Annotated in this window: 14 protein-coding genes and 3 pseudogenes; 8 read left to right on the top strand and 9 right to left on the bottom strand. The window is 38.2% G+C overall.

Going from position 1 to position 21964, the window contains the following annotated elements; genetic code table 11:
• Positions 1–23 precede the first annotated feature (23 nt).
• Positions 24–4133 (top strand): FtsK/SpoIIIE domain-containing protein, encoded by a 4110-nt coding sequence (locus AC0VZ4_RS15695; protein ID WP_475440123.1) that lies wholly within the window; start codon positions 24–26, stop codon positions 4131–4133.
• On the opposite strand, the gene AC0VZ4_RS15690 is transcribed toward AC0VZ4_RS15695, so the two are convergent.
• The 4 genes and pseudogenes from AC0VZ4_RS15690 to AC0VZ4_RS15675 all read right to left on the bottom strand — a co-directional run.
• On the bottom strand, positions 4081–4764 hold the full coding sequence (locus AC0VZ4_RS15690; protein ID WP_475440122.1) for a DNA phosphorothioation-associated putative methyltransferase: 684 nt from the start codon (positions 4762–4764) through the stop codon (positions 4081–4083). The two genes, AC0VZ4_RS15695 and AC0VZ4_RS15690, sit on opposite strands and share 53 nt — an antisense overlap.
• Positions 4761–5102: pseudogene (locus tag AC0VZ4_RS15685) on the bottom strand (integrase core domain-containing protein); the annotation flags it as partial. The pseudogene AC0VZ4_RS15685 and the gene AC0VZ4_RS15690, both read right to left, overlap by 4 nt.
• A gap of 9 nt (positions 5103–5111) precedes the next feature.
• Complete coding sequence (locus AC0VZ4_RS15680; RefSeq protein ID WP_475439694.1) at positions 5112–6371, bottom strand: IS256 family transposase; 1260 nt, start codon at positions 6369–6371, stop codon at positions 5112–5114.
• Positions 6372–6468: 97 nt separating this feature from the next.
• Positions 6469–7316 (bottom strand): annotated as a pseudogene (locus AC0VZ4_RS15675) (IS3 family transposase); the annotation flags it as partial.
• 72 nt (positions 7317–7388) lie between these two features.
• On the opposite strand from AC0VZ4_RS15675, the pseudogene AC0VZ4_RS15670 reads away from it, so the two are divergent.
• A pseudogene (locus AC0VZ4_RS15670) lies at positions 7389–7658 on the top strand (response regulator); the annotation flags it as partial.
• A 16-nt stretch (positions 7659–7674) separates the two neighbouring features.
• Entirely contained in the window at positions 7675–8289 is a 615-nt protein-coding gene (locus tag AC0VZ4_RS15665; RefSeq protein ID WP_475440121.1) for a fumarylacetoacetate hydrolase family protein, read from the top strand.
• 54 nt (positions 8290–8343) lie between these two features.
• On the opposite strand, the gene AC0VZ4_RS15660 is transcribed toward AC0VZ4_RS15665, so the two are convergent.
• Positions 8344–9396 (bottom strand): aldo/keto reductase, encoded by a 1053-nt coding sequence (locus AC0VZ4_RS15660; protein WP_475440120.1) that lies wholly within the window; start codon positions 9394–9396, stop codon positions 8344–8346.
• Positions 9397–9408: 12 nt separating this feature from the next.
• Positions 9409–9840 carry an acyl-CoA thioesterase gene (locus AC0VZ4_RS15655; protein WP_007377033.1) on the bottom strand — a complete coding sequence of 144 codons (432 nt, stop codon included), beginning with the start codon at positions 9838–9840 and terminating at the stop codon, positions 9409–9411.
• 202 nt (positions 9841–10042) lie between these two features.
• Here AC0VZ4_RS15655 and dinB point away from each other — a divergent pair, with 202 nt between their 5' ends.
• Both dinB and AC0VZ4_RS15645 read left to right on the top strand, forming a co-directional pair.
• A complete protein-coding gene (gene dinB, locus AC0VZ4_RS15650) occupies positions 10043–11095 on the top strand; it encodes a DNA polymerase IV (protein WP_475441671.1) in 1053 nt (350 codons plus the stop codon).
• Positions 11096–11225: 130 nt separating this feature from the next.
• The gene (locus tag AC0VZ4_RS15645; RefSeq protein ID WP_475440119.1) at positions 11226–12761 is read left to right on the top strand and encodes a M17 family metallopeptidase; all 1536 of its coding nucleotides are present in this window, start codon (positions 11226–11228) and stop codon (positions 12759–12761) included.
• Positions 12762–13123: 362 nt separating this feature from the next.
• On the opposite strand, the gene AC0VZ4_RS15640 is transcribed toward AC0VZ4_RS15645, so the two are convergent.
• Together AC0VZ4_RS15640 and AC0VZ4_RS15635 are read right to left on the bottom strand one after the other, a co-directional pair.
• A complete protein-coding gene (locus AC0VZ4_RS15640; protein WP_008137536.1) occupies positions 13124–14758 on the bottom strand; it encodes a methyl-accepting chemotaxis protein in 1635 nt (544 codons plus the stop codon).
• A gap of 145 nt (positions 14759–14903) precedes the next feature.
• Positions 14904–17129 (bottom strand): S9 family peptidase, encoded by a 2226-nt coding sequence (locus tag AC0VZ4_RS15635; RefSeq protein ID WP_475440118.1) that lies wholly within the window; start codon positions 17127–17129, stop codon positions 14904–14906.
• Positions 17130–17240: 111 nt separating this feature from the next.
• Here AC0VZ4_RS15635 and AC0VZ4_RS15630 point away from each other — a divergent pair, with 111 nt between their 5' ends.
• Positions 17241–17645 (top strand): HIT domain-containing protein, encoded by a 405-nt coding sequence (locus AC0VZ4_RS15630; protein WP_475440117.1) that lies wholly within the window; start codon positions 17241–17243, stop codon positions 17643–17645.
• A gap of 41 nt (positions 17646–17686) precedes the next feature.
• Here AC0VZ4_RS15630 and AC0VZ4_RS15625 read toward each other — a convergent pair whose 3' ends face one another.
• Positions 17687–19387 (bottom strand): dipeptidyl-peptidase 3 family protein, encoded by a 1701-nt coding sequence (locus AC0VZ4_RS15625; protein ID WP_475440116.1) that lies wholly within the window; start codon positions 19385–19387, stop codon positions 17687–17689.
• 178 nt (positions 19388–19565) lie between these two features.
• Here AC0VZ4_RS15625 and AC0VZ4_RS15620 point away from each other — a divergent pair, with 178 nt between their 5' ends.
• Both AC0VZ4_RS15620 and AC0VZ4_RS15615 read left to right on the top strand, forming a co-directional pair.
• The gene (locus AC0VZ4_RS15620) at positions 19566–20825 is read left to right on the top strand and encodes an IS256 family transposase (RefSeq protein WP_475439694.1); all 1260 of its coding nucleotides are present in this window, start codon (positions 19566–19568) and stop codon (positions 20823–20825) included.
• Positions 20826–21062: 237 nt separating this feature from the next.
• Complete coding sequence (locus AC0VZ4_RS15615) at positions 21063–21902, top strand: HDOD domain-containing protein (RefSeq protein ID WP_475440115.1); 840 nt, start codon at positions 21063–21065, stop codon at positions 21900–21902.
• Positions 21903–21964 lie beyond the last annotated feature (62 nt).

Below are 21964 nucleotides of genomic sequence, written 5' to 3'. Positions count from 1 at the left end.
ACCTAGTTGAAGGTGTCTTAGCTGTGCTATCAAAATCTCTTCTATTAAAAGATATTGGTGATGACATTATTGAATTGAACTTAGCAAAAGATAGAACGAGAAAAAGCTTAGAAAGAAAAAACTGGTATGCCTTAAATTACTTTAATAATGAATATAAAGATTTAGAGGTTTTTTGGTCTAAATTTGGTGATAACTTTAAGATAAAGTTTGGTAAGGCATTTAATGAGGATTTTGCATCATCTGTTGAACGTAAAAATAGAAAATATGGTGATGGCAAGGCAGCTAATGAGCTTCACTTTCGTATTGTTAGACGTTCACAAGAAAATGAGACACCGATAGACAGTTGGGAATTAAAGTGGGTTTTTAATCCTTTTGGATTTGAGTCTTCGAAATACTTGGATTATGCAAAAGTATCAAGCCGTAAAGGGTTCTTTCATAGACATGCACTATCTTTAGATCCACTTTTTATCAAAAGATCTGAAAATATACCGACAATTAATAATATTCATATGTTCTTAGCTGTGAGCACCAGTATGAAAAAAGGTGCTGTAGTGAGAAAGCTGGATAAAGAATCTACTTTGTTTTTTGATTTATTATCAGAGCTGAAAAATCATAAGTACTTAGATAATGATGAATTCAACTATATTCACAGAGCTTATCAAAACTTTACAACAGAATGGTTAAACTCTATTGAAGAATTACTTCAACATCCCCTTTGTGGAAACTTTACAAAGTTAGAGCAAGCCTTAGCAGCTCTTCTGCATAGCATTAACTCATTAAATATTAATAAGGAAAAATCCAACGAATTAGTTTATGAGGTGATTTCCGCCCATACCATTAACATTACAGAGAACTCAAACTACAGTGTTTATCTGCCTTGGTCCCCATACAGCCTTTTAGCACAATTTAAAAGAAATTCGATGCTGAATAACATAGCTAAGCAATATAAAGAAAAAACACTGAGTATTGCTAATAAAAGTGATGGTGTACTAGCAAAATTATTTAAAGAACTATTGGAAAATAATGGAAAAAGTCTCTATTTAAAGAAAACAAAAGAGAACAGTTTTGTGGATTTAGTTTCTACAAAATCCAACTCTGGGTATTTTGAATTCGGTAAGTTAAGTACTTCGAAAAATGCTATAAGTGATGCGGAAATAAAATCAGTAATTAATGCTACAGCGTTTAAGTTTTTAGAAACTTATCCAAACGAAAGACACCATCTTCAAATTTTATGTATAGGCTTGTTCTCATATCAACACCTCTTAGCTGTTTATGATGAGCTTCTTAAAGTTTCTGACAATCATGAGGAAGAACTGTCTATTTCACTAGCATTTAATTGTAGTGATAGAGGTGCACTTGATTCAATTTATCAAACTGTTTGTGAAAGTTTTGATTCTGCAAAGGTAGACTCTAATATCACCATTAAAATAGTAAGTCATATCAATGAAGTTGAAGATGGTGAAATAGATTTAATTTACAATTTTGATCCTTTATTTTCTCATAATAAAATTGCGACTGTTCCGCCTAAGTATATCGAAAGAGAATTTGAAGGCTTGAATTGGGAATTCTGCTCCTCTAGAAAAGTACCTTCAGATCCTGTTGCTAGAAAAACACAATTTTCTATGAATAATCATATTCAAGATAGTACAGGGAAACTTTTCCATTCTGCTTTCATGAAGTCTAATAATTTGGACGAAAACTCTTCTTTTTGTAGGGAAGTTAGTCAAACAGGGTTGAAGGGAGAAATTTCAAAGGGATTGAATAAATGTAATTGGTTAGTTATTTATGATTTCTTATTAAGCAAAGAAACTTTATCTGCATGTAGTGATGAAAAAATAGCTAATAACCGAAGGGTATTAAGGTATATACAAGGGGAGGGAAGTAAACGTTCCCTTGCTATTATTACTGATAAAGAAACTCAGTATATTACCAAAAACTTAAACACTGACCTTAGATCGTGGCAATTAGTTCATCCAGATAAAGTACCTGCTTTAGTAGAGGAAATATTTACTTTATCGAATTCATTCAGCAGCGACACATTACTTAGGTCTGTAGGAAATGGAAACTTCTCTCACGACCTGGTTGGAACCGCTGGTGCAGCTTCCCTTTTAGAGAATATTTATGAACGGCAAGATAAAGTATCCCCAATTTTCTGGGTTCATCTAGATGATTACTTGAGTTGGTTTAAATCATCAATTGAAGATGATGCTTTTAAATCAATTGGGCGAACAGTTAATTATATATCTGACTTACTCGGAATTTATATTTCAAAAGGTGAAGATAATACAACAGCAATCAACTTGATAATTAGTGAGTCTAAATTAACTAAAGGCTCAGAAGAGCAATCTACTAAGTCGTGCAAACAAATCAAGTCTACAGTTGATTTGATAGCTTCAATGCTAAGTTCTTCACAAGATCTAGATTTTGAATACTGGTTAAATAAATTTTATGAATTTATCGTAGGTCATTTTAAATTTGTTCCTAATCAGTTTGAGTTTGAAGACTTGATATCCTTGGATAAAAGTAAAGTTAAAATAAACGTTTCTGGGATTTCTGTAGTATTCCATTATGATAATGCTCATATGGAAACTACCTCTGATCCTGTTTACGATACTAATCATTTAATTCAGTTGAAAATTAGTGCAGATGATACTAAATCTGTTTTTGGCTCGATGTTAGAACAAAAAAAAATTATAGATTTATTTAATGATTTTGTATTTACTCCGCTGAAGTTAAACAGGAGCAATAAAAGTTGCCTTACTGACGACCATGGTGAGAATACTTCTAAAACAGTTTCAATCGAAGCTGACTTATCAATCAACATAGATGTAGAACCAAAAAATAATACAGAGAGCCTGCACGAAAAAGATAATCCTGCTGAAAGCACTGAAAGCACTGAAAGCATGCATTCAGCCAATAACGAAAAAGCTCCTATTTCACATGATAGTGACTCTTTGCAGTTAATTAGAACTTGTGTTGATTTTCTAGAAACTAACACTAGTCATGAGGCAATAAAAGAATTAGATATTTCTACAATAAAGGCGAATATAAGAAAAATATTTGGTCATGCAAATTTGCCTTCAAATTTTGCAGATACTTTAGTTACTCCTAATTCTATTGTTATAAAACTTCATGGTGATGTAAACCTTAACCCATCCAAAGTTCTGAAATTAAAAGACAATTTTTTATCAGTTGTAGGGCTGTCTCTACGTCAGGTTTATCCTGCACCAGGAATAATGGTTTTGGTTTTCAATCGAGAAAAGAGAGAAACTGTTTATTTTGGTAAATTGGTTAATTCAACTCTAGCCTCTAGAATGAGTACCATTAAACAAAGTTTTAATAATAAAATTATGTTAGGTCAGGATGAATATAGTGAAAATGGAGTGTTCTTTAAACTCGATGGAGCAAGCCCGCATGCATTAATAGGTGGTCAAACTAAGTCAGGTAAATCTATATTGATGAATAATATGATTATTGACCTGTTAATGACAAACTCGCCAAATAATTTACATTTAAGACTTTTTGATCCTAAGCAAGTTGAATTTGCTGCCTACTCAAACACTCCGCATCTCGCCCACCCTGTAGTTTTAGATAAAGAGGATGCAGTTACAAGGCTTAAAGAGTTAGAGAGCTTAATGAATGAACGTTACATACGTTTAAAGAGTTTAGGTATGAAAGATATTGAGGCTTATAATCGAAAACAACCGAATGATCGAATGGCTAGAGAAGTTGTTTTCTTTGATGAATTAGCGGATTGGATCTTAGATAATGATTTTAAAGCTGAAGCTAAAGACATTATAGTTAGACTTTCCTCAAAAGGGCGAGCTGCGGGGGTGCACTTGGTTTTAGCTACACAGCGCCCTAGTGCTGATGTAGTATTTCCTCTTTTAAGGGCAAATTTAGATACAAAAATTGCTCTTAAGGTAGATAGAGATCAAAATTCAGAAATCATATTAGGTGAAACAGGTGCTGAAAATTTGTTAGGTTATGGCCATGGAATTGTCAAAACAGAAGGAGAAACTCACTCAATTCAAGTTGGATTTACTGAACCTCATATCTTTGATGAGCTTGTTGAACTTGTCATTTCTTATTGGAATGATAGAAGCGATAACCTTTCAACGATACCTGATTAGTCTCTAAAATTGCATATAGACTAGCTTGATTTAAAAATCCTCCAGTAATGCTGGAGTTACTGAGTTCTAATTGAAGGCGTTTATTAAACGCCTTTTGCTTTTTATAATCTTCAAAACTTTCATCAATGTAGTTAATTTTATCTAGCAGAAGAGAGCTTTGGTTTTTATTCATGTAGTCAAAAAAATCTACATCTTGATCAGCCATCTTTATTTTTACACGCTCTTTAAGTTGAGGAAGTGGTGAATCATTAAAACCTTCATATCCTAATAAAGTAACTTTACCAGATGTAATATGAATTTTAATAAGTTGAATATCATCTAGTTCACCATAGAGTTGAAGGGCAGAGTATACATACACTCTTAATAATGGTGATAATTCATCAATAAAGTTTTTATGCAGTGTCAATGAATGCGGTTTTCCATTCTCCAAAGAGAGTTTAGAAGCTGATAAGGATTCTGTTGCTTTTAAACATTCTATAGTTACCTTGTCAATATTAGCTATGTCGAATAAAAGTTCCTTAGCTTGATGCATAGCGACTTTATGTGTATTAAAAAATGCTTTGATGTCTCTTTTAAGGTCCTCGGCTAAATGAGTGTACGCTTTTCTTCCTTCAAACATTGTAGTGGTCAATAAAATTTGGCCACAGTTTTAGAATCTTTGTATCTGACCTCAGATTCATTTGGCGCTAAACCGGCATTATAATGATGCGGCCTAACATTATTGTAATATCCATTTATGTAATCACTAACGCTATATTTAGCGTCTATAAAATTTCCATATCCACTCTTTGGCATCCATTCCGTCTTAAAGCTTCTAAAAAATCGCTCCATTGGCGCATTATCCCAACAGTTTCCACGCCTGCTCATACTTTGTGTGATTTTATAGCGCCATAAACGTTGGCGATATTTTAAACTTGTATAATGACTACCTTGGTCAGAGTGAAACATCAGTCCTGTCGGTTTTCCTCTGAGTTATTGTCAAATCTGGTGTATGAGCTCATCTTGATGCTCTGTTTGATCTTGAGTTATTCTTTCGCCGTCTTTAAATTTTACCCCTGTAATTACTTCAGCCAGTAGCTTAAATCCTCGCAAGCGGTACCATTTTTTCTCTGCCGACTGCGCGAGTTTAAAAACCATCATTAAGGTGGTTGTCCGGCTGCCACAACTCTTCACTTTATGCGTTCTCAGCCTTACCGTCGCAAACGTTGACTCTATCGGATTACTCGTTCTTATGTGCATCCAATGCTCAGCAGGATAATCATAAAATGCCAGCATTTCATCTTTATCCTTCATCAAGCAATCCGTCGCTTTTGGGTATTTGACTGAGTAATTTTTAACAAATAAATCATACGCTTTATAAGCAGAAGCTCGACTCTCTGCCATCCAGATATCTTGTAAATTCGCTTTGATTTTAGGTTGCATTGATTTCGGCACTTTGTTTAGCACATTCGCGATTTTATGCACCCAGCAACGTTGATGTTGGGTTGTTGGCCATACTTTGGTGAGGGCATTCCAAAACCCCAGCGCACCATCCCCTATGGCCAATTTTGGTGGTATTGTTAGACCCTGTGAGCGCAGTTGATTTAACACTTCAGTCCAGCTCTGCTCAGACTCACGAACCCCGTCAACCACCGCCAATAGCTCCTTTCTGCCCGTTTCATCTACCCCCATAATTACCAGTAAGCACAGCTTATCATCCATTCGAATTTTACTGTAAATCCCATCGGCCCAGATATACACATATCGACGTTTAGCCAAGGAACGTTTAGACCACTGCTGATACTCCGTTTCCCAGGTGGATTTCAACCGAGAGACACTATTGGCCGACAAACCTTTGGCTTGCTCGCCTAAAAGAGACACTAAAGCGGGCTGCATATCACCCGTCGAAATTCCTCGTAAATAGAGCCATGGGATCAGCTCTTCGATATTTTTTGTCCGCTTCAGATAAGGCGGGATCAAGGCACTATTGAATTTAATGCCTTCCTTTTTTCGATCCCTGACTTTAGGTATTTTGACCTCAATATCACCAAGGCCTGTTTGGATCGTACGCTCAGGCTGGTGACCATTTTTGACGATCCGCTGAAGTCCCTCGACGGTCTCATGCTGGTATTGAGCCAATAAAACAGCCAACTCAGCCTCAATCGCTTGAGCTAACAACTGCTGCGCCCCGCTTTTAAGCAACTGCTCTAACGGATTGTCTGGTTTTTCAATGGAAATAACATTATCATTTTCAGTCATTGCGATGTCTCTCTGGTTAATTGTTGATCCGGTCAAGATCAATTAACAGATTACATCGCAATGACTTTTTCTCATACACCAGAAACGACTATAGCTCTTTTCCTCTGCTTTCATACGCGAGTTCAAGCGCTTTTAGCGTTAAATTAGTATCTGGTGATAACGACATTGCCCAGCCAACCACTTTGCGTGCAAATAAATCAATAACGACGGCTAAATAAGCCCAGCGATTGCCCGTCCAAATATACGTCACATCACCGCACCACACGGTATCAGGCTCAACAACATCAAACTGTCTATCAAGCAGGTTTGGGATTTCAAGGTGTTCATTACCACCACGTTTATATGAATGTTGAGGTACTTGGCAGCTTTCGAGCTTTAATTTAACCATTAGCTTAGCTGCACGATAACGGCTCAATTCAAAATCATTGTTCGTTGCTATCGCTGCGATTGTCCGTGCCCCTGCTGAACCACCACTCATCGCATGTATTGCTTTTACTTCAGCCTCTAACCTTGCTTGCTCAGGTGTCGGCGCTGTATCCCGTATGGCCCAGTACTTATAGCTGCTGCGATGCACATTGAATACGCTACACAGCAGACTAATTGGATAACGCTCTCGTTGATTTAACTTCTCGATTAACGAGAATTGTTCAGGGAGTCGGACATCAAGAGAGCGGTAGCCTTTTTTAATATATCCTTTTCTAATTCAATGCGTTGTATTTGCTTTTTAAGCTCACGGATTTCAATTTGTTCGGGCGTCATTGGTGAAGCTAAGGGTGTCTGACCATTGCGTTCTAGCTTTAATTGAGTAACCCATTTACTTACGGTTGATTTACCCACCCCCATCGCTTTTGCTGCGTCTTCTTGCGTATAACCTTGGTCTACTACAAGCTGAGCCGTTTCTAATTTAATTGCCGCTGAATATGTTGCGCGTTTTAATTTCGTCATTTTTTCACCCAAATTTGTATGCTTATTAGCATAACATTTCTTTCTTAATGGGTGGCCAAAATCACTGTACCACTACAGATCGTGATTGCATCGAGTTGCGCGCAATGTTTACAAATACTCAATCACGATCAGCAATTTAATAAAGTATTGTTAGATATGCACTTACCTGATGGGCGTGGCATTGATTTAGGCCAGAAAATTAACGAGCGTTACCCAGAACTACGCTTGGTGATTGTAAGTGGCGCAGAGCCAGAACCTAGGGAAATAAAAGATTTAAATATTGACCGAGTTTTACTTAAACCTATTAATTTGAGCTTGTTAGAAACGCTTATAAGCTCATAACAGAGACGTTACTCATATGCATTCAATAAAGCTAGTATCCGAAGAATTAACGCCAACAAAAATAGTGTGTGTTGGCCGTAACTACACCGCACACATTGCAGAGCTAAACAACGAAACGCCAGATCAAATGGTGTTATTTAACAAACCAAACAGCGCGATTACTAATACGCTATTTGCAGCTCATAACGGCGATACGCTGCATTACGAAACCGAGTTATGTTTTGTAATTAAAAATAAAAAATTTGCAGGTGTTGGACTCGGCCTTGATTTAACTAAGCGTACCGTGCAAAGTAAATTAAAAAATAAAGGCCTCCCTTGGGAGCGCGCTAAAGCATTTAATGGCTCGGTTATTTTAAGTGATTTTGTAGAGCTAACCGATGCGATGAAGCATTTTACATTTGAACTTAAAATTAATAATGAAGTAATTCAGCAAGGCGATACTCATTTTATGCTGCATAACCCTGACTCAATTTTACACGAAATTAGTGAATTTATGAGCCTAGAAGATGGTGATGTGATCATGAAAGGTACGCCGTCAGGCGTAGGTGAAGTGATTGCCGAAAGTGTGTTCACAGTAAGACTTTACGCTAATGAGCAATGCTTACTTGAGCAGCAATGGAGTGTAAGTTAACTGGACAATTAAACAGGTAATTAAATGTGATTTAGTTACCTGTTTAGGTTTGTATTAATAGGGCATTGGATTGTTTCTAAAAATAACATCGATACTTGTAAGTACTTCGTTACTTAGCGTGATATCAAATGCATCAATATCTTCTTTTAACTGCGCCATATTTGTTGCGCCAATAATTGAAGACGTTACACCATCTACTTGGTTACACCATGCAAGAGCTAGTTGAGCAGGGGAAATATTGTGATCATGCGCAAGTTCAACATACTGTTTGGTTGCTTGCTCTGCGTTTGGTGTATCTCTAAAAATACCGTTGCGTTGCATAAAGGTCCAACGAGAGCCTTCAGGGCGAGCGCCGTTTAAGTATTTACCCGTTAATAAACCGGCAGCCAGAGGCGACCATGGTAAGTAGGCAATATCTTCATGAACACATTGCTCTATTAAATACGGCCAGTCTTTAGCATGCGCTAGGCTAAACTCGTTTTGAATAGATACCATGCGCGGTAAGTTATGCTCTTTTGACAGGTTTAAAAATTGGCTTATTCCCCAAGGTGTGTCGTCAGATAAACCACAATGCTTGATTTTACCTGCTTTAACACAATAGTTTAAACCTTCTAAAATATCCAGCATGCCAGCTTGGTGTTCTTGTGTGTTTACGTCGGTAAATTTAAGCATACCTGGCCATTGTCTACCAAAGTGTGGGGTAGAGCGGTTTGGCCAATGTAATTGGTATAAATCTATGTAGTCAGTTTGCAAGCGTTTTAGTGATTCATCAACCGCCTCTATAACAGTTTGGCGAGTAATATTACCGCCATCGCGAACCCATGCTAAGCCGTTACCAGCAATTTTGGTTGCAAGTACAATTTTATCGCGCTTTTGTTGGTTGCGAGAGAGCCAGTTACCAATAATTTGCTCAGTTTTACCATAGGTATCGGGTGATGGAGGAACTGCGTACATTTCGGCTGTATCAATAAAGTTTACGCCTTGAGCAAGTGCGTAGGCTATTTGTTCATCTGCATCATTTTGGGTATTTTGCATTCCCCAAGTCATGCTACCTAAACATACTCTTGAAACATTAACACCACTGCTTCCTAGTGGACTGTATTGCATAAAATTTCCTTATTACTCGTCTTGAGCGTAGCTAATTAAAGCCGATAAAAGAGGCTCTGAAATAGGGGCTTTTTGACCTGTTTCAAAATCAAACATAACCACTTTCGAATTACCGGTTGTGGTTATGGCATTTTGTGCGTGACTAAATACTGTATAATTCATCATAAATCGGTCTGTTTTAATGTCAGAAATAGTGACGCCTACAGTAAGGGTATCTGGAAAAGTAACAGGGCGCTTATAACGAATATTATTTTCGCTTATAACAGGGCCAATGCCGCTTGGGCTAATTGTATCAAATAAGTTTATTTTATTTAAAAAGTCGATTCTGGCTATTTCAAAGTAACGCAAGTAAACCACATTGTTTACGTGTTGAAGGGCATCCATATCGGCCCACGCTACAGTAATGTCAGTATGAATAGGGTGCTGATCTTTAAACGTTTGCATGCACTTTAACTCTTTATTTTAAAGCACTAGATTATCAATATGACGATATGACCTCAAGGTAATTAGTGCGCTGTTTTTATGTATGACGAGTTTACTAAACTTGAACCCACCATAATAAATCGATTAATCAGAGTTTAGGAGCTTGCTTATTAATAATGATTAAATAATAATGGCTGTATAAATAAACAGTGTTGTAATGGTGATGAAAAAGTTTATTCATATAGATATGGACTGCTTTTATGCGGCAGTTGAGATGCGCGATAATCCTAAGCTGGCCAATGTGCCGCTTGCTATTGGTGGCAATAGTCGCAGAGGTGTACTTTCTACAGCCAACTACATTGCCAGAGAGTATGGCGTGCGCTCAGCTATGTCTAATTATCATGCAAAACAATTATGCCCTGATTTAGTTATTGTACCTGGGCGCATGGCTGTTTATAAAGAAGCTTCAAATCAAATACGTGAAGTATTTAATCGTTACACCAACTTAATTGAACCACTCTCTCTTGACGAAGCTTACCTTGATGTAACTGATAGTAGCGTTTGTAAAGGCAGTGCTACGCTTATTGCGCAGCAAATAAGAGCTGATATTTATAATGCTACAGGGCTTACTGCATCCGCTGGTATTGCACCTATTAAATTTATTGCCAAAATAGCGAGTGATGAAAACAAGCCTAACGGTCAGTTTGTTGTATTACCTGATGAGGTGGATGATTTTTTAGCACAGTTACCTCTGGGTAAAATTCCGGGTGTCGGTAAAGTAACGCTCGAAAAACTCAATTTAAAAGGATTATATACAGGTAAAGATGTACGCGAAAAAGGCGTAAATTGGATGCAACAGCATGTAGGTAATTTTGGCGTATCGCTTTACCAAAAATGTGCAGGTGAGTATGTCGGTAAGGTATCTACTAATCGTATTAGAAAGTCGCTAAGTGTTGAGCATACCTATGAGTATAACAAAACCAGCTTACAAGAATGCCTAGAACAGTTGCCTACGTTGTTAGATGAGTTAAAGGTGCGCTTGGAAAAACAACAATTACAAAATCGGATTAATAAACTGAGCGTTAAAGTTAAATTTGCGAATTTTATAGTAACCTCTGCGGATCAGGCTTATCACCAATTAAATACAGAGGTTTTTACACAACTACTTACTAAAGCTTTCCAGCGAGGTGTGCAGCAACCGGTCAGGCTTTTAGGTATTGGGGTGGGTATTAAAAATCAACCAGATCAAAACCTTCAACTTAGTATTCTCGATTAAGCTGTAAAGCCTGTAATTGCAAGTTGCCACTAAAAAGTGGATTAAACTAAACACTTATCGCAGCTTGCTGGTCTTCAATATTCAAATCGACGATAATAGGGGCTTATGTTTTTTAACAGGACCTTTATTTATGGCATATCCAAAAGCCGTGTTGGCTCAGCCAGTAAGTGCTAGCCTTGAATCCGCATCACATGATGCATTAATCATTATTAGTGATGACTTTTCTCAATTACCAAATAATTCGCTACGTGATGCTGTTTTAGCACAATCAAAAGTAGATTCTCGCATTGGTAAGCAAGTTATTTTATTAGTGATTGAAAATAAGCGTGTAGTACTTGCGCCAACCGGTCCGCTAAACAGAGATTATGACGATGTGCGCCGTTATTTTGATGCAGCTAAACTTGCAATCAACGAAGCGAAAGCATCGGGTAGTATTAACCCTGCATTATTTTTACCAAATTTAAATGGCGATAGCCGTTATCAGCATGCTTTAGAAGTTGCTTATTTAGGTGCTTGCCAAGCATTATGGCAGCCATTAGAAGCGCGTGAGTTTCATGGTGAAGGTATTGAACCGATAACAAGTATTGGTTTAGTTGGTGCTAGCGAGCAAACAATTAAAGCCGTTAATGCAATTGCTGCTGGTCAATATGCTGCGCGTGATTTATGCGGTACTGAACCTGAACGTATGGCTCCACCGCGCTTTGCAGATTACTGTGTTGATTTATTTAAAGGCTCAAACATTGCGGTTGATGTAATCGATGATATTGCAGCTATTGATAAAAATTACCCAATGTTAAGTACAGTTGCTCGCGCATCGTATGCAGTTGAGCGCCATCACCCACGTGTTGTTAAGCTTGAATATGTACCAGAGGGTGAAATTACTCGTACCCTAATGTTTGTTGGTAAAGGCCTTGTATACGATACAGGTGGAGCCGATTTAAAAGTAGGCGGCCATATGGCAGGCATGAGCCGTGATAAAGGCGGCGCAGCTTCTGTTGCGGGCTTTATGAAAGCCGTTGCTGATTATCAGCCTAAAGGCGTTAAAGTGGTATCGTACTTAGCTGTTGTTCGTAACTCTATTGGCTCAGATTGTTTTGTGCCAGATGAAATTATTACTAGCCGTGAAGGTGTTCGTGTACGTATTGGTAATACCGATGCAGAAGGGCGTTTAGCAATGGGCGACCTGCTTAGCGAAATGAAAGATTTAGCTAAAGGTGAGGTTAATCCAACGTTATTTACTGTAGCTACATTAACGGGTCATGCAGCTCGCGCAATGGGTCCATACGGTGCGTATGTTGAAAATGGTCCAGCTCGTAGTGCTGGTGTTTCACGTCAAATAGCTGATTTGGGTGACTTATGGGCCGATGGCGCAGAAGTGTCGCGCTCACGCCGTGAAGATTACGACTTTATTAAACCACGCACGCTGGCTGACGATGTTTTATCTAGCAATAACGCGGCATCTGCAGTTACTGCGCGTGGGCATCAGTTCCCAATGGCATTTATGGCTATCGTAGGTGGGCTAGATAAGCACGGTAACGACTCTACACAGCCTTTACCTTACGTACATATGGATATTGCGGGTAGTGGCGTTGAAGGTGGTGATTGGCAGCACGGTAAGCCAACTGCGGCATCAGTAACTAGCTTGTTTGCTCGTTACTGTTTATAAAATTTAAGGCCTGTTGACCTTTGTGGATTAAAATTTGTTATACCCAATGGCGGTTTGATCACGACTCGAAATTTTTAACCTAGTGGGCTAGGTAGTTGCTCCTGCGTTACTTATATATGTAACGTAGGATGAGGCCAAAGGGTAGAGTATGTTTGTCATTTATGAAGAATAACCAGATACCATAAATAGGCACTGCTTTGCTTAATTACCAAACATACAGCTGAAAATTTAATCTGGAAAGATAAGCAGGCCTCAATATATAAATAAAAGCCCCAAATTATGAACCATAATTTGGGGCTTTTAATTTACACTATTTAAAATGTGATTCGAGGCTGATTTTTATTCTGAGTTCAATATTTAAACTATAGCTTAAAGCGGTTAACAACATTGGATAACTCCGAGCTGCTTTGTTTTAGTTTATCACTAGCATCGGTAAGTTGTTTTGTATTGCTTAACGACTGTTCAGTTGAATGTGATAGGTCATTAATACGTAAATTAACTTCATCGGCTGCAGATGTTTGCTGTTCAGTAGCACGCGCTATTTGACTGTTCATTTCAGTTATTACTGATACAAGTCTTTCAATTTCGTTAAGTGACGTGTTGGCAGATGATGCTTGATCAACCGTTGATACGGAAAGTGTTTGGCTCGCTTTTACGGCTTCAACAGCTGCTTTAGTACCTTCTTGCAGCTTGGTGATCATTGATTGAATTTCATCAGTACTTTTCCCCGTACGACTCGCTAGTGTGCGCACTTCGTCGGCAACAACGGCAAAGCCTCGGCCGTGCTCACCTGCTCGAGCTGCCTCAATTGCAGCGTTAAGTGCAAGTAAGTTGGTCTGCTCCGAAATACTTCTAATAACATCGAGTACAGAACCTATATTATGGCTTTCGTTAGCTAGATCTTCCGTTACACGGCTCACTGTTTCTATATTGCTAGAAAGGGTTTCTATGGCAGTGATTGTTTTAGCTACAACATTTTTACCAGTAGATGCATTTTTAGCTGCATCATTAGCAGCCTGTTCTGCGGCTTCCGCATTACGGCTTACATCATGTATTTGGTGAGTCATTTGCTCCATTGCGGCGGCAACTTGAGTAGAGCTGTCGTTTTGTAATTCTATGAACGATTGACTTGTTTTACTTGATTCGTCAACAGTATGAACGTGCTCATTAACGTCTCGTACACTTTGTGAAACATTAGTAAGTGATTCACGCATTTTTGATATAAAGGAATTAAATGATTTAGAAAGCTCAGAAATCTCATCGTTGCCTTCTTCATTTAAAGTTCGCGTTAAATCGCCTTCGCCTTGAGAAATATCTTTCATCATATCGGCTGCAAGACGTGTTGGGATAAGAATACTTTTGCCAATAAAATAGCTAAGTAAAATAATGGCTAATATCATTACAACAGCATTGAGAATAATTAGGTTTCGTTGTTCTGAAAATGCGGTATCAATTGAATCAAGGTAAACACCAGAGCCAACAATCCATTGCCACTGATTAAATCCTTTAACAAATGCAATTTTTTCAACGGGTTTATCTTTACCTGGTTTTGGCCATTTATAAGGTATAAAACCCTCGCCATCTTTTTTCACTATATTTACCATATCAACAAATAGTGCTTTCCCGTCGGGATCTTTATTATTGATTAGGCTTTTACCTTCAAGTGCCGGCTTTATAGGGTGCATTACCATTTCTGGTTGGTAGTTATTAATCCAAAAATAATTAGTTTCATCGTATCTAAGTGCACGAATAGTTTGTATCGCTTGGGATTGAGCTTGTTTTTGCGTAAGCGCTTTATTTTGTTCAAGCTCATAAAAGTGATCGATTATGCTATACGCGGTTTCTACTACATTTTGTGTTTTAAGGTATTGTTCGTTCTTAAGGGCATTGTATTGGTGAGTTAAGCTCGAAATACTCAATACAATTAAGCCAAAAATAACAATACCTACTAAAATGGCAAAACGCTGGAAAATACTAAAACGACGAAGATTAAGCATACATTTATCCTTTATGAGTTTGCACTATTAAGTGCTTAGAATAAGCGTAGCTAAAAAGTGTATTTAATCTAGGCTTAGCCGCTAATAAAACAAAAAAAGGCTGATTTTTCAATCAGCCTTTAGTCTACCTTTAATATTAACTCATCTATTTAACATCAAAATGACGATTAAAGAAGTTTGTTATGGTTTGATGTAAGTGTGTTTGCACTTGTTTCCCACGTAGGCTGTGTTTAGAGCCAGGGTAGGTCATCATTTCAAACTGTTTTTCGTTATCTTGCAGTTGTTTAAATAATTTAGTGGAATGCGTAAACAATACGTTGTCGTCAGCCATACCATGATAAATCATTAATGGGCCTTTTAAGCCATCTGCATATGGAAATACTGCGCTGTCTTCATAGCCTTTAGCATTTGTATCGGGGTGACCTAAATAACGCTCTGTGTAATGCGTATCGTATAGAGCCCAATCGGTTACTGGAGCACCTGATACGCCGGCTTGAAAGTAATCGCCCGCTTTAAACATAGTCATAAGCGCCATGTAGCCGCCGTAGCTGTGGCCATAAACACCTATGCGTTGTGGGTCTACGTAATCAAGTGTACGTAAAAACTCTACGCCTTTAATTTGATCGGCAACTTCAACCACGCCTAGGTTTTTATAAATAGCATCTTCAAACTTTTTACCACGGTTGTACGAACCACGGTTATCTAGTTGAAAAATTACGTAACCTTGTTGCGCCATGTACTGAAAGTACAAGTTTTTACTGCGCCAGCTATTCGTCACTCGTTGAGCATGCGGGCCGCCGTATACGTTAACAATAACAGGGTGCTTTTTGCCATCAGCAATGTTGCTAGGCTTAAATAAACGGTAATGCATAACTTGGCCATCTTGTGCTTTAATTGTGCCGTATTCTGGTTTTGTTAAGTCGCTTAAATAAGGAGTAAGGGGGTGGCTACTATCTAGCTTATTTTCTTCAAGCCAGGTAATAAATTCTCCGTTTACTTTACGAAGTGCTGCTGAGTTTGGTTTATTATCAGACGAGCTATTATCGATAAAGGTTTTATTGTCTTTTGCTAGCACAACATTATGGTATTGACCTTTTTTGGTGATACGTTTGGCATCGCCTTTTTTAAATAAAGGCGCGCTGTATAAATGGCTTTCAAGCGGTGTATCTTTTCGACCAGCAAAATACACAATGCCTTTTTTCTCATCAATGCCTTTTAAACTATCAACAGCCCAATCACCAGAGGTGATTTGACGAACAAGTTGACCGTTTGTGCGATACAGATATAAATGTTTAAAGCCGTCGCGTTCAGATGCCCATACAAAATGTTTTTTGTCTTTTAAAAACGCAAGATCAAAATGTAGGTTAATCCACGTTTCGCTGTTTTCGGTTAATGCTACTTTTTGGACTTTAGTTTCGCAGTTATAAAAACGCAGCTCTAATTTATGTTGCGAGCGATTTTGCCATTGGTAAGAAAGTGTATTACCGTCTTTTAGCCATTTAGCACGCGCGATATAAATGTCTTCATCTTTACCTAAATCAATCCAATCTACTTTTTGATCGTTTAGCTTAACCACACCGAGTTGAATTTTTACGTTATCGGTACCTGTAAACGGGTAGCGCTGGTTAAATAATTTAACTTCATCAGCGTAAATTTCGTTACGGATAGCTTCTTTTACTGGAGTTTCGTCAACACGCGTATAGGCAATTTTAGTTTCATCACCTGACCACCAATAACCTGTCATGCGGCTCATTTCTTCTTGAGCAACAAATTCGGCCATGCCGTTTTTAATTACGCCGCCGCCATCTTTACTAAGCTGAATTTCTTTACCTGATTCAAGCTCTAAAGCGAATAGGTTTTGCTCTCGAATAAACGATACGTAGTTACCTTTAGGTGAAAAGCGTGCATCGGTTTCAAATGTTTCAGTGTCGGTTAATTTTTTACTTTTAGCAGAGGCTAAATCGTAATAATAAAGGTCGCCATTGAGTGGGAATAAAAGTGCTTTGCCATCTTTAGACCATTTGTATTCAAGTATGCCTTTACCAAAGATACGTTGGCGTTCGCGGCGTGCTTTTTCTTCATCTGATAGGTTTTCTGGGCCTGAAAATAACTTTGCCGAATCAACTAGCACACGATTGGTGTTATCTTTTAGGTTGTATTCCCATAAGTCGTAGCGATTGTAGTCATCGCTTTTACCTTGTAGATAAGTTACACGGCTTCCGTCAGGCGAAAATTTAAGTTGTACAGGTGATTTACCTGAAAGGCTCGGATCGTCAAAAATACGCTCCAGTGATAAAGGTTTTGCTTGAACAGCAAGGGTGCCAACCATTAATGGCAGGGCCAGTGAAAGATGTTTTATTTTTTTTAGCACAAGGTTGCCTTCGCTTTTATAAATATTGCTTTGAATGGTAAAGCCAAGCGTGTGCAACTGCAACTAAATGCTATAAAGTGGCAATTATTAAAGATAAAGTAGGACATAAAAATGACTAACCCTGAATTTACATTAGCGCCAGAGCTTAAACGTGACTGCATAGAGCTTGCCGATTGGCCATTATGTAAGGTACTTTTATTAAATGACAGCCTGTACCCGTGGTTTGTATTAGTACCTAGGCAAGCCAACTTAAAAGAGATAATTGATTTATCTGAGGATGATCAAATTGTTTATTTAAAAGAGTCAGCCAAGCTAAGTAAATTATTAATGGATGTATTTAAACCTGATAAATTAAACATAGCGGCTTTAGGTAATATGGTGCCGCAATTACATATTCATCATATTGCGCGTTTTACGAGTGATGCTGCATGGCCTGCGCCAATTTGGGGTAAGCACCCAGCAGTGCCTTATACAGATCTACAAATCACAGAGCTAAAAAAAGCGCTGCAGTTTTAAGCTGCAACGCTTTTTTAGGGTTTAACTAAGTTTAACTAAACTTATTTAAGCCCTAGTACTTCCCTACCTTGCTTAAACGTTACATCTACAGGGATATTAGCTTTACTTAGTTTTTCTAAGTCTTTAGCAAGTTCTTCTTTAATGTCGCCATGCGTTGCAATTAGTTGATCTACTTTTTCATAATCGCCATCACCTTGTAAGGTTAAAATTAAGCGAGAAAGCTTGGCCATTGCAATGCTCATTTTTTCCATATTAACGCGGTATAAGCCTTCTTCATTTTTAGAAAAAGCACCTTCTTGAGCAAAAAAGTTAAAGCGGATCATATTTGCTTTACCATGCGCGCTTGATGCTCCAAAACGAACTGAGCGGAATATACCTGCCATGAAGGTCGTGTAATAATCTTCAATAGTGCCTTCAGTAATTTCGCCTTTTTTAAGTAACTGTTCAATCATGTATAGACCTAAAATATCGGCTTTACCTTCTTCAAGTGCACTTGCGTGTTCTTGTAGTGATTGACGAACAGTGCCTTTACCTGTGATTGTATTTTTAATACCTAAACCGTGAGCCACTTCATGGAACATCGTATTGGCAAAAAATGCATCAAAAGTAATGTGTTTACGCTGCTCTGGTACAATTAACTGCTCTGAAATTGGCACTAAGATTTTATCAAATTTAGCACGCATTGCATTTTTAAGTTGCAGACGACGAGTTCCTTTTTCTAGCTGCACTTGTTCATCGTTTGGTAAGTTAATTGCGATTGTTTTACTGCCTGCATTTGAATGCCCAGCGTAGTAAACAACATCATATGCATTTAGGTCGGCGTCAGAGCCTGGTACTTCTTGTTTGTACTTAGCATCAACGGGTAAGTCTTTTTGAAGTTCAGGTAAAAATGCTGCAAATTTAGCTAGGCGTTCACTCCATTTTAAATCTTTAATTAATACATAAGATTCATAAGCAGCGCGGTAACCAAACAACTGATCTTCATAAGTTTCTATAGGACCAATAACCACATCAATAGGGTTGTTTTTCATGTCCATCCATGCAAAGTCAGATACTTGGAAGTCATCTTTTTGTAGAGCATCGGCACGCAAGTTTAGATAGTTAGCAAATTCTTTATCGTCAGCAAGTTTGCTTGCTTCACGTAAAATATCAGCAGCTTTTGCAAGCTCATCAGCGTATTCTTTTGAATAAGGCACGCTGTAAAGCTTACCTTGCTCATCACGCTTAATTACAGAATAAAGCCCTGTTTTGTTTTTTACGTCTGCATTATTTAATTCTTCTTTGGTTATATCAGCAGGGTAAAATTGTGCGCCAAGTGGCTTTTCTTTATAACCTGATAAAAACGCTTCATCGCCATTTAAACGATCCCATGGGCCATAGTTTATATCGGCAAATTGACGTACTTTTTCGTCACTTAGCTTTGCTAAAAAAGCATCTTTATTTTCACCAAATGCTTGCTTCCAAAATAACTCATCCATTATTTTTGAAGCGTCAATAAGCTTTGCAACCATCGCTCGTTGGTTGTCGCTCAAGTGTGATAAATCACTTTGCAGACTAAAGTCGGTGTAAATATCTAAACGTTGTTTATCTGCATTAATAAGCTTAGGGCCTGATTGTGCACTGCTTTTTTGAGCAAGCTCTACGGCTGTGTTGTCGGTAGAAGACGGCGCTTGTTCAGAACATGCACTAAGAAAAACGACACCAGAGAGCATAATTGCTTGGCTAATTTTATTTAAGATCATTATGTTGCCTGTTTGAAAAGTAAGTTTAATAATTTTTATGCACTAGCTAAGTAGCTAAATACATATAAACGTTTGCTTATAGAGCTATAGTCGTTTCTGGTGTATGAGAAAAAGTCATTGCGATGTAATCTGTTAATTGATCTTGACCGGATCAACAATTAACCAGAGAGACATCGCAATGACTGAAAATGATAATGTTATTTCCATTGAAAAACCAGACAATCCGTTAGAGCAGTTGCTTAAAAGCGGGGCGCAGCAGTTGTTAGCTCAAGCGATTGAGGCTGAGTTGGCTGTTTTATTGGCTCAATACCAGCATGAGACCGTCGAGGGACTTCAGCGGATCGTCAAAAATGGTCACCAGCCTGAGCGTACGATCCAAACAGGCCTTGGTGATATTGAGGTCAAAATACCTAAAGTCAGGGATCGAAAAAAGGAAGGCATTAAATTCAATAGTGCCTTGATCCCGCCTTATCTGAAACGGACAAAAAATATCGAAGAGCTGATCCCATGGCTCTATTTACGAGGAATTTCGACGGGTGATATGCAGCCCGCTTTAGTGTCTCTTTTAGGCGAGCAAGCCAAAGGTTTGTCGGCCAATAGTGTCTCTCGGTTGAAATCCACCTGGGAAACGGAGTATCAGCAGTGGTCTAAACGTTCCTTGGCTAAACGTCGATATGTGTATATCTGGGCCGATGGGATTTACAGTAAAATTCGAATGGATGATAAGCTGTGCTTACTGGTAATTATGGGGGTAGATGAAACGGGCAGAAAGGAGCTATTGGCGGTGGTTGACGGGGTTCGTGAGTCTGAGCAGAGCTGGACTGAAGTGTTAAATCAGTTGCGCTCACAGGGTCTAACAATACCACCAAAATTGGCCATAGGGGATGGTGCGCTGGGGTTTTGGAATGCCCTCACCAAAGTATGGCCAACAACCCAACATCAACGTTGCTGGGTGCATAAAATCGCGAATGTGCTAAACAAAGTGCCGAAATCAATGCAACCTAAAATCAAAGCGAATTTACAAGATATCTGGATGGCAGAGAGTCGAGCTTCTGCTTATAAAGCGTATGATTTATTTGTTAAAAATTACTCAGTCAAATACCCAAAAGCGACGGATTGCTTGATGAAGGATAAAGATGAAATGCTGGCATTTTATGATTATCCTGCTGAGCATTGGATGCACATAAGAACGAGTAATCCGATAGAGTCAACGTTTGCGACGGTAAGGCTGAGAACGCATAAAGTGAAGAGTTGTGGCAGCCGGACAACCACCTTAATGATGGTTTTTAAACTCGCGCAGTCGGCAGAGAAAAAATGGTACCGCTTGCGAGGGTTTAAGTTACTGGCTGAAGTAATTACAGGGGTAAAATTTAAAGACGGCGAAAGAATAACTCAAGATCAAACAGAGCATCAAGATGAGCTCATACACCAGATTTGACAATAACTCTTGCTTATAGTGACTGCATTAAAGCAAAACTAAATGGTAAATAGCAAGTGTTAGGCGTTGTAAGACAAGCCCTTGCGATAAAAGACATAGAATAAGGAATAAACTTCTATAATTTTCTTAACTTTAACGGTAAGTTAGGCAATACTAATTGTACTATGAAAATTACAAAAATTAATTGTCGAAGTTTGCAGTTGCATTGCAATCGAAGAACAAAAGGATGACAGATCTATGTCTACAGAAAATGCATTATTAACAATTTTAGTCGATAGAATAAATAACGATACACTCGTTTTACCTACATTACCTGAAGTTGCTGTAAAGGTTCGCCAAGCTGCAGATAACTCTGATGTCAATTTGATGCAAATGGCAGATGTGATATCACAAGATCCCGCGCTTTCAGCTCGTATGATAAAAGTAGCTAATAGTGCGATTATGGGGCGCTCTGTAAAAGTATCTAATTTACAACAAGCAGTGACACGTATTGGACTTCGTCAAATTAAAAATATTGCAACAGCAATGGCTATGGAGCAATTATTTGTATCTAATAATGAGATAATTAAAGGCTACATGGGCAAAGCTTGGCAAAAAACATTAACGGTTGCGAGTCATTCAATAACACTCATGGAGTTTTACTTAAAAAATAATAAACATACTTCATTAAATCGCGATTCAATCACTCTAGCTGCATTGGTTTATAACATTGGCGTGTTACCTATTTTAACTGAAGCTGAGCGTCATCCTGAAGTATTTGCTAACCCGAGCTTTTTAGCTCATGTAATTCAAAAGCTTAGTGGAAAAATTGGTTCTTCTATTATGCGTGCATGGGAGTTTCCTGAAGAATTTTCTAATGTCGCTTTAAGTTGGGCTGATCCGAGTTATAAATTAGAACAAATAAGTTATGTCGATTTCATTCGTATTGGTGCTATTTTAGAGGGAACACTCCAGGTTTCTGATAAGTCAGCTGCTTTACAAGTGTATATAGAAAAAGGGGTTATCCCTTCCATGGATCTGTTCTTGAGTGATGAATACAACGATATGCTTGACGATGTGAAAGACATGTTTAGCTAAAGTAAGTAATACCAGTCCGTTTAGATTATTTAAAGGTTTATACGGATTGGTATTAATGTTGA

Source organism: Pseudoalteromonas sp. QJM3NY_22 (assembly GCF_056173065.1).
The sequence above is the reverse complement of the archived record's forward strand: the minus strand, read 5'-3'. Positions and strand labels throughout refer to the sequence as shown.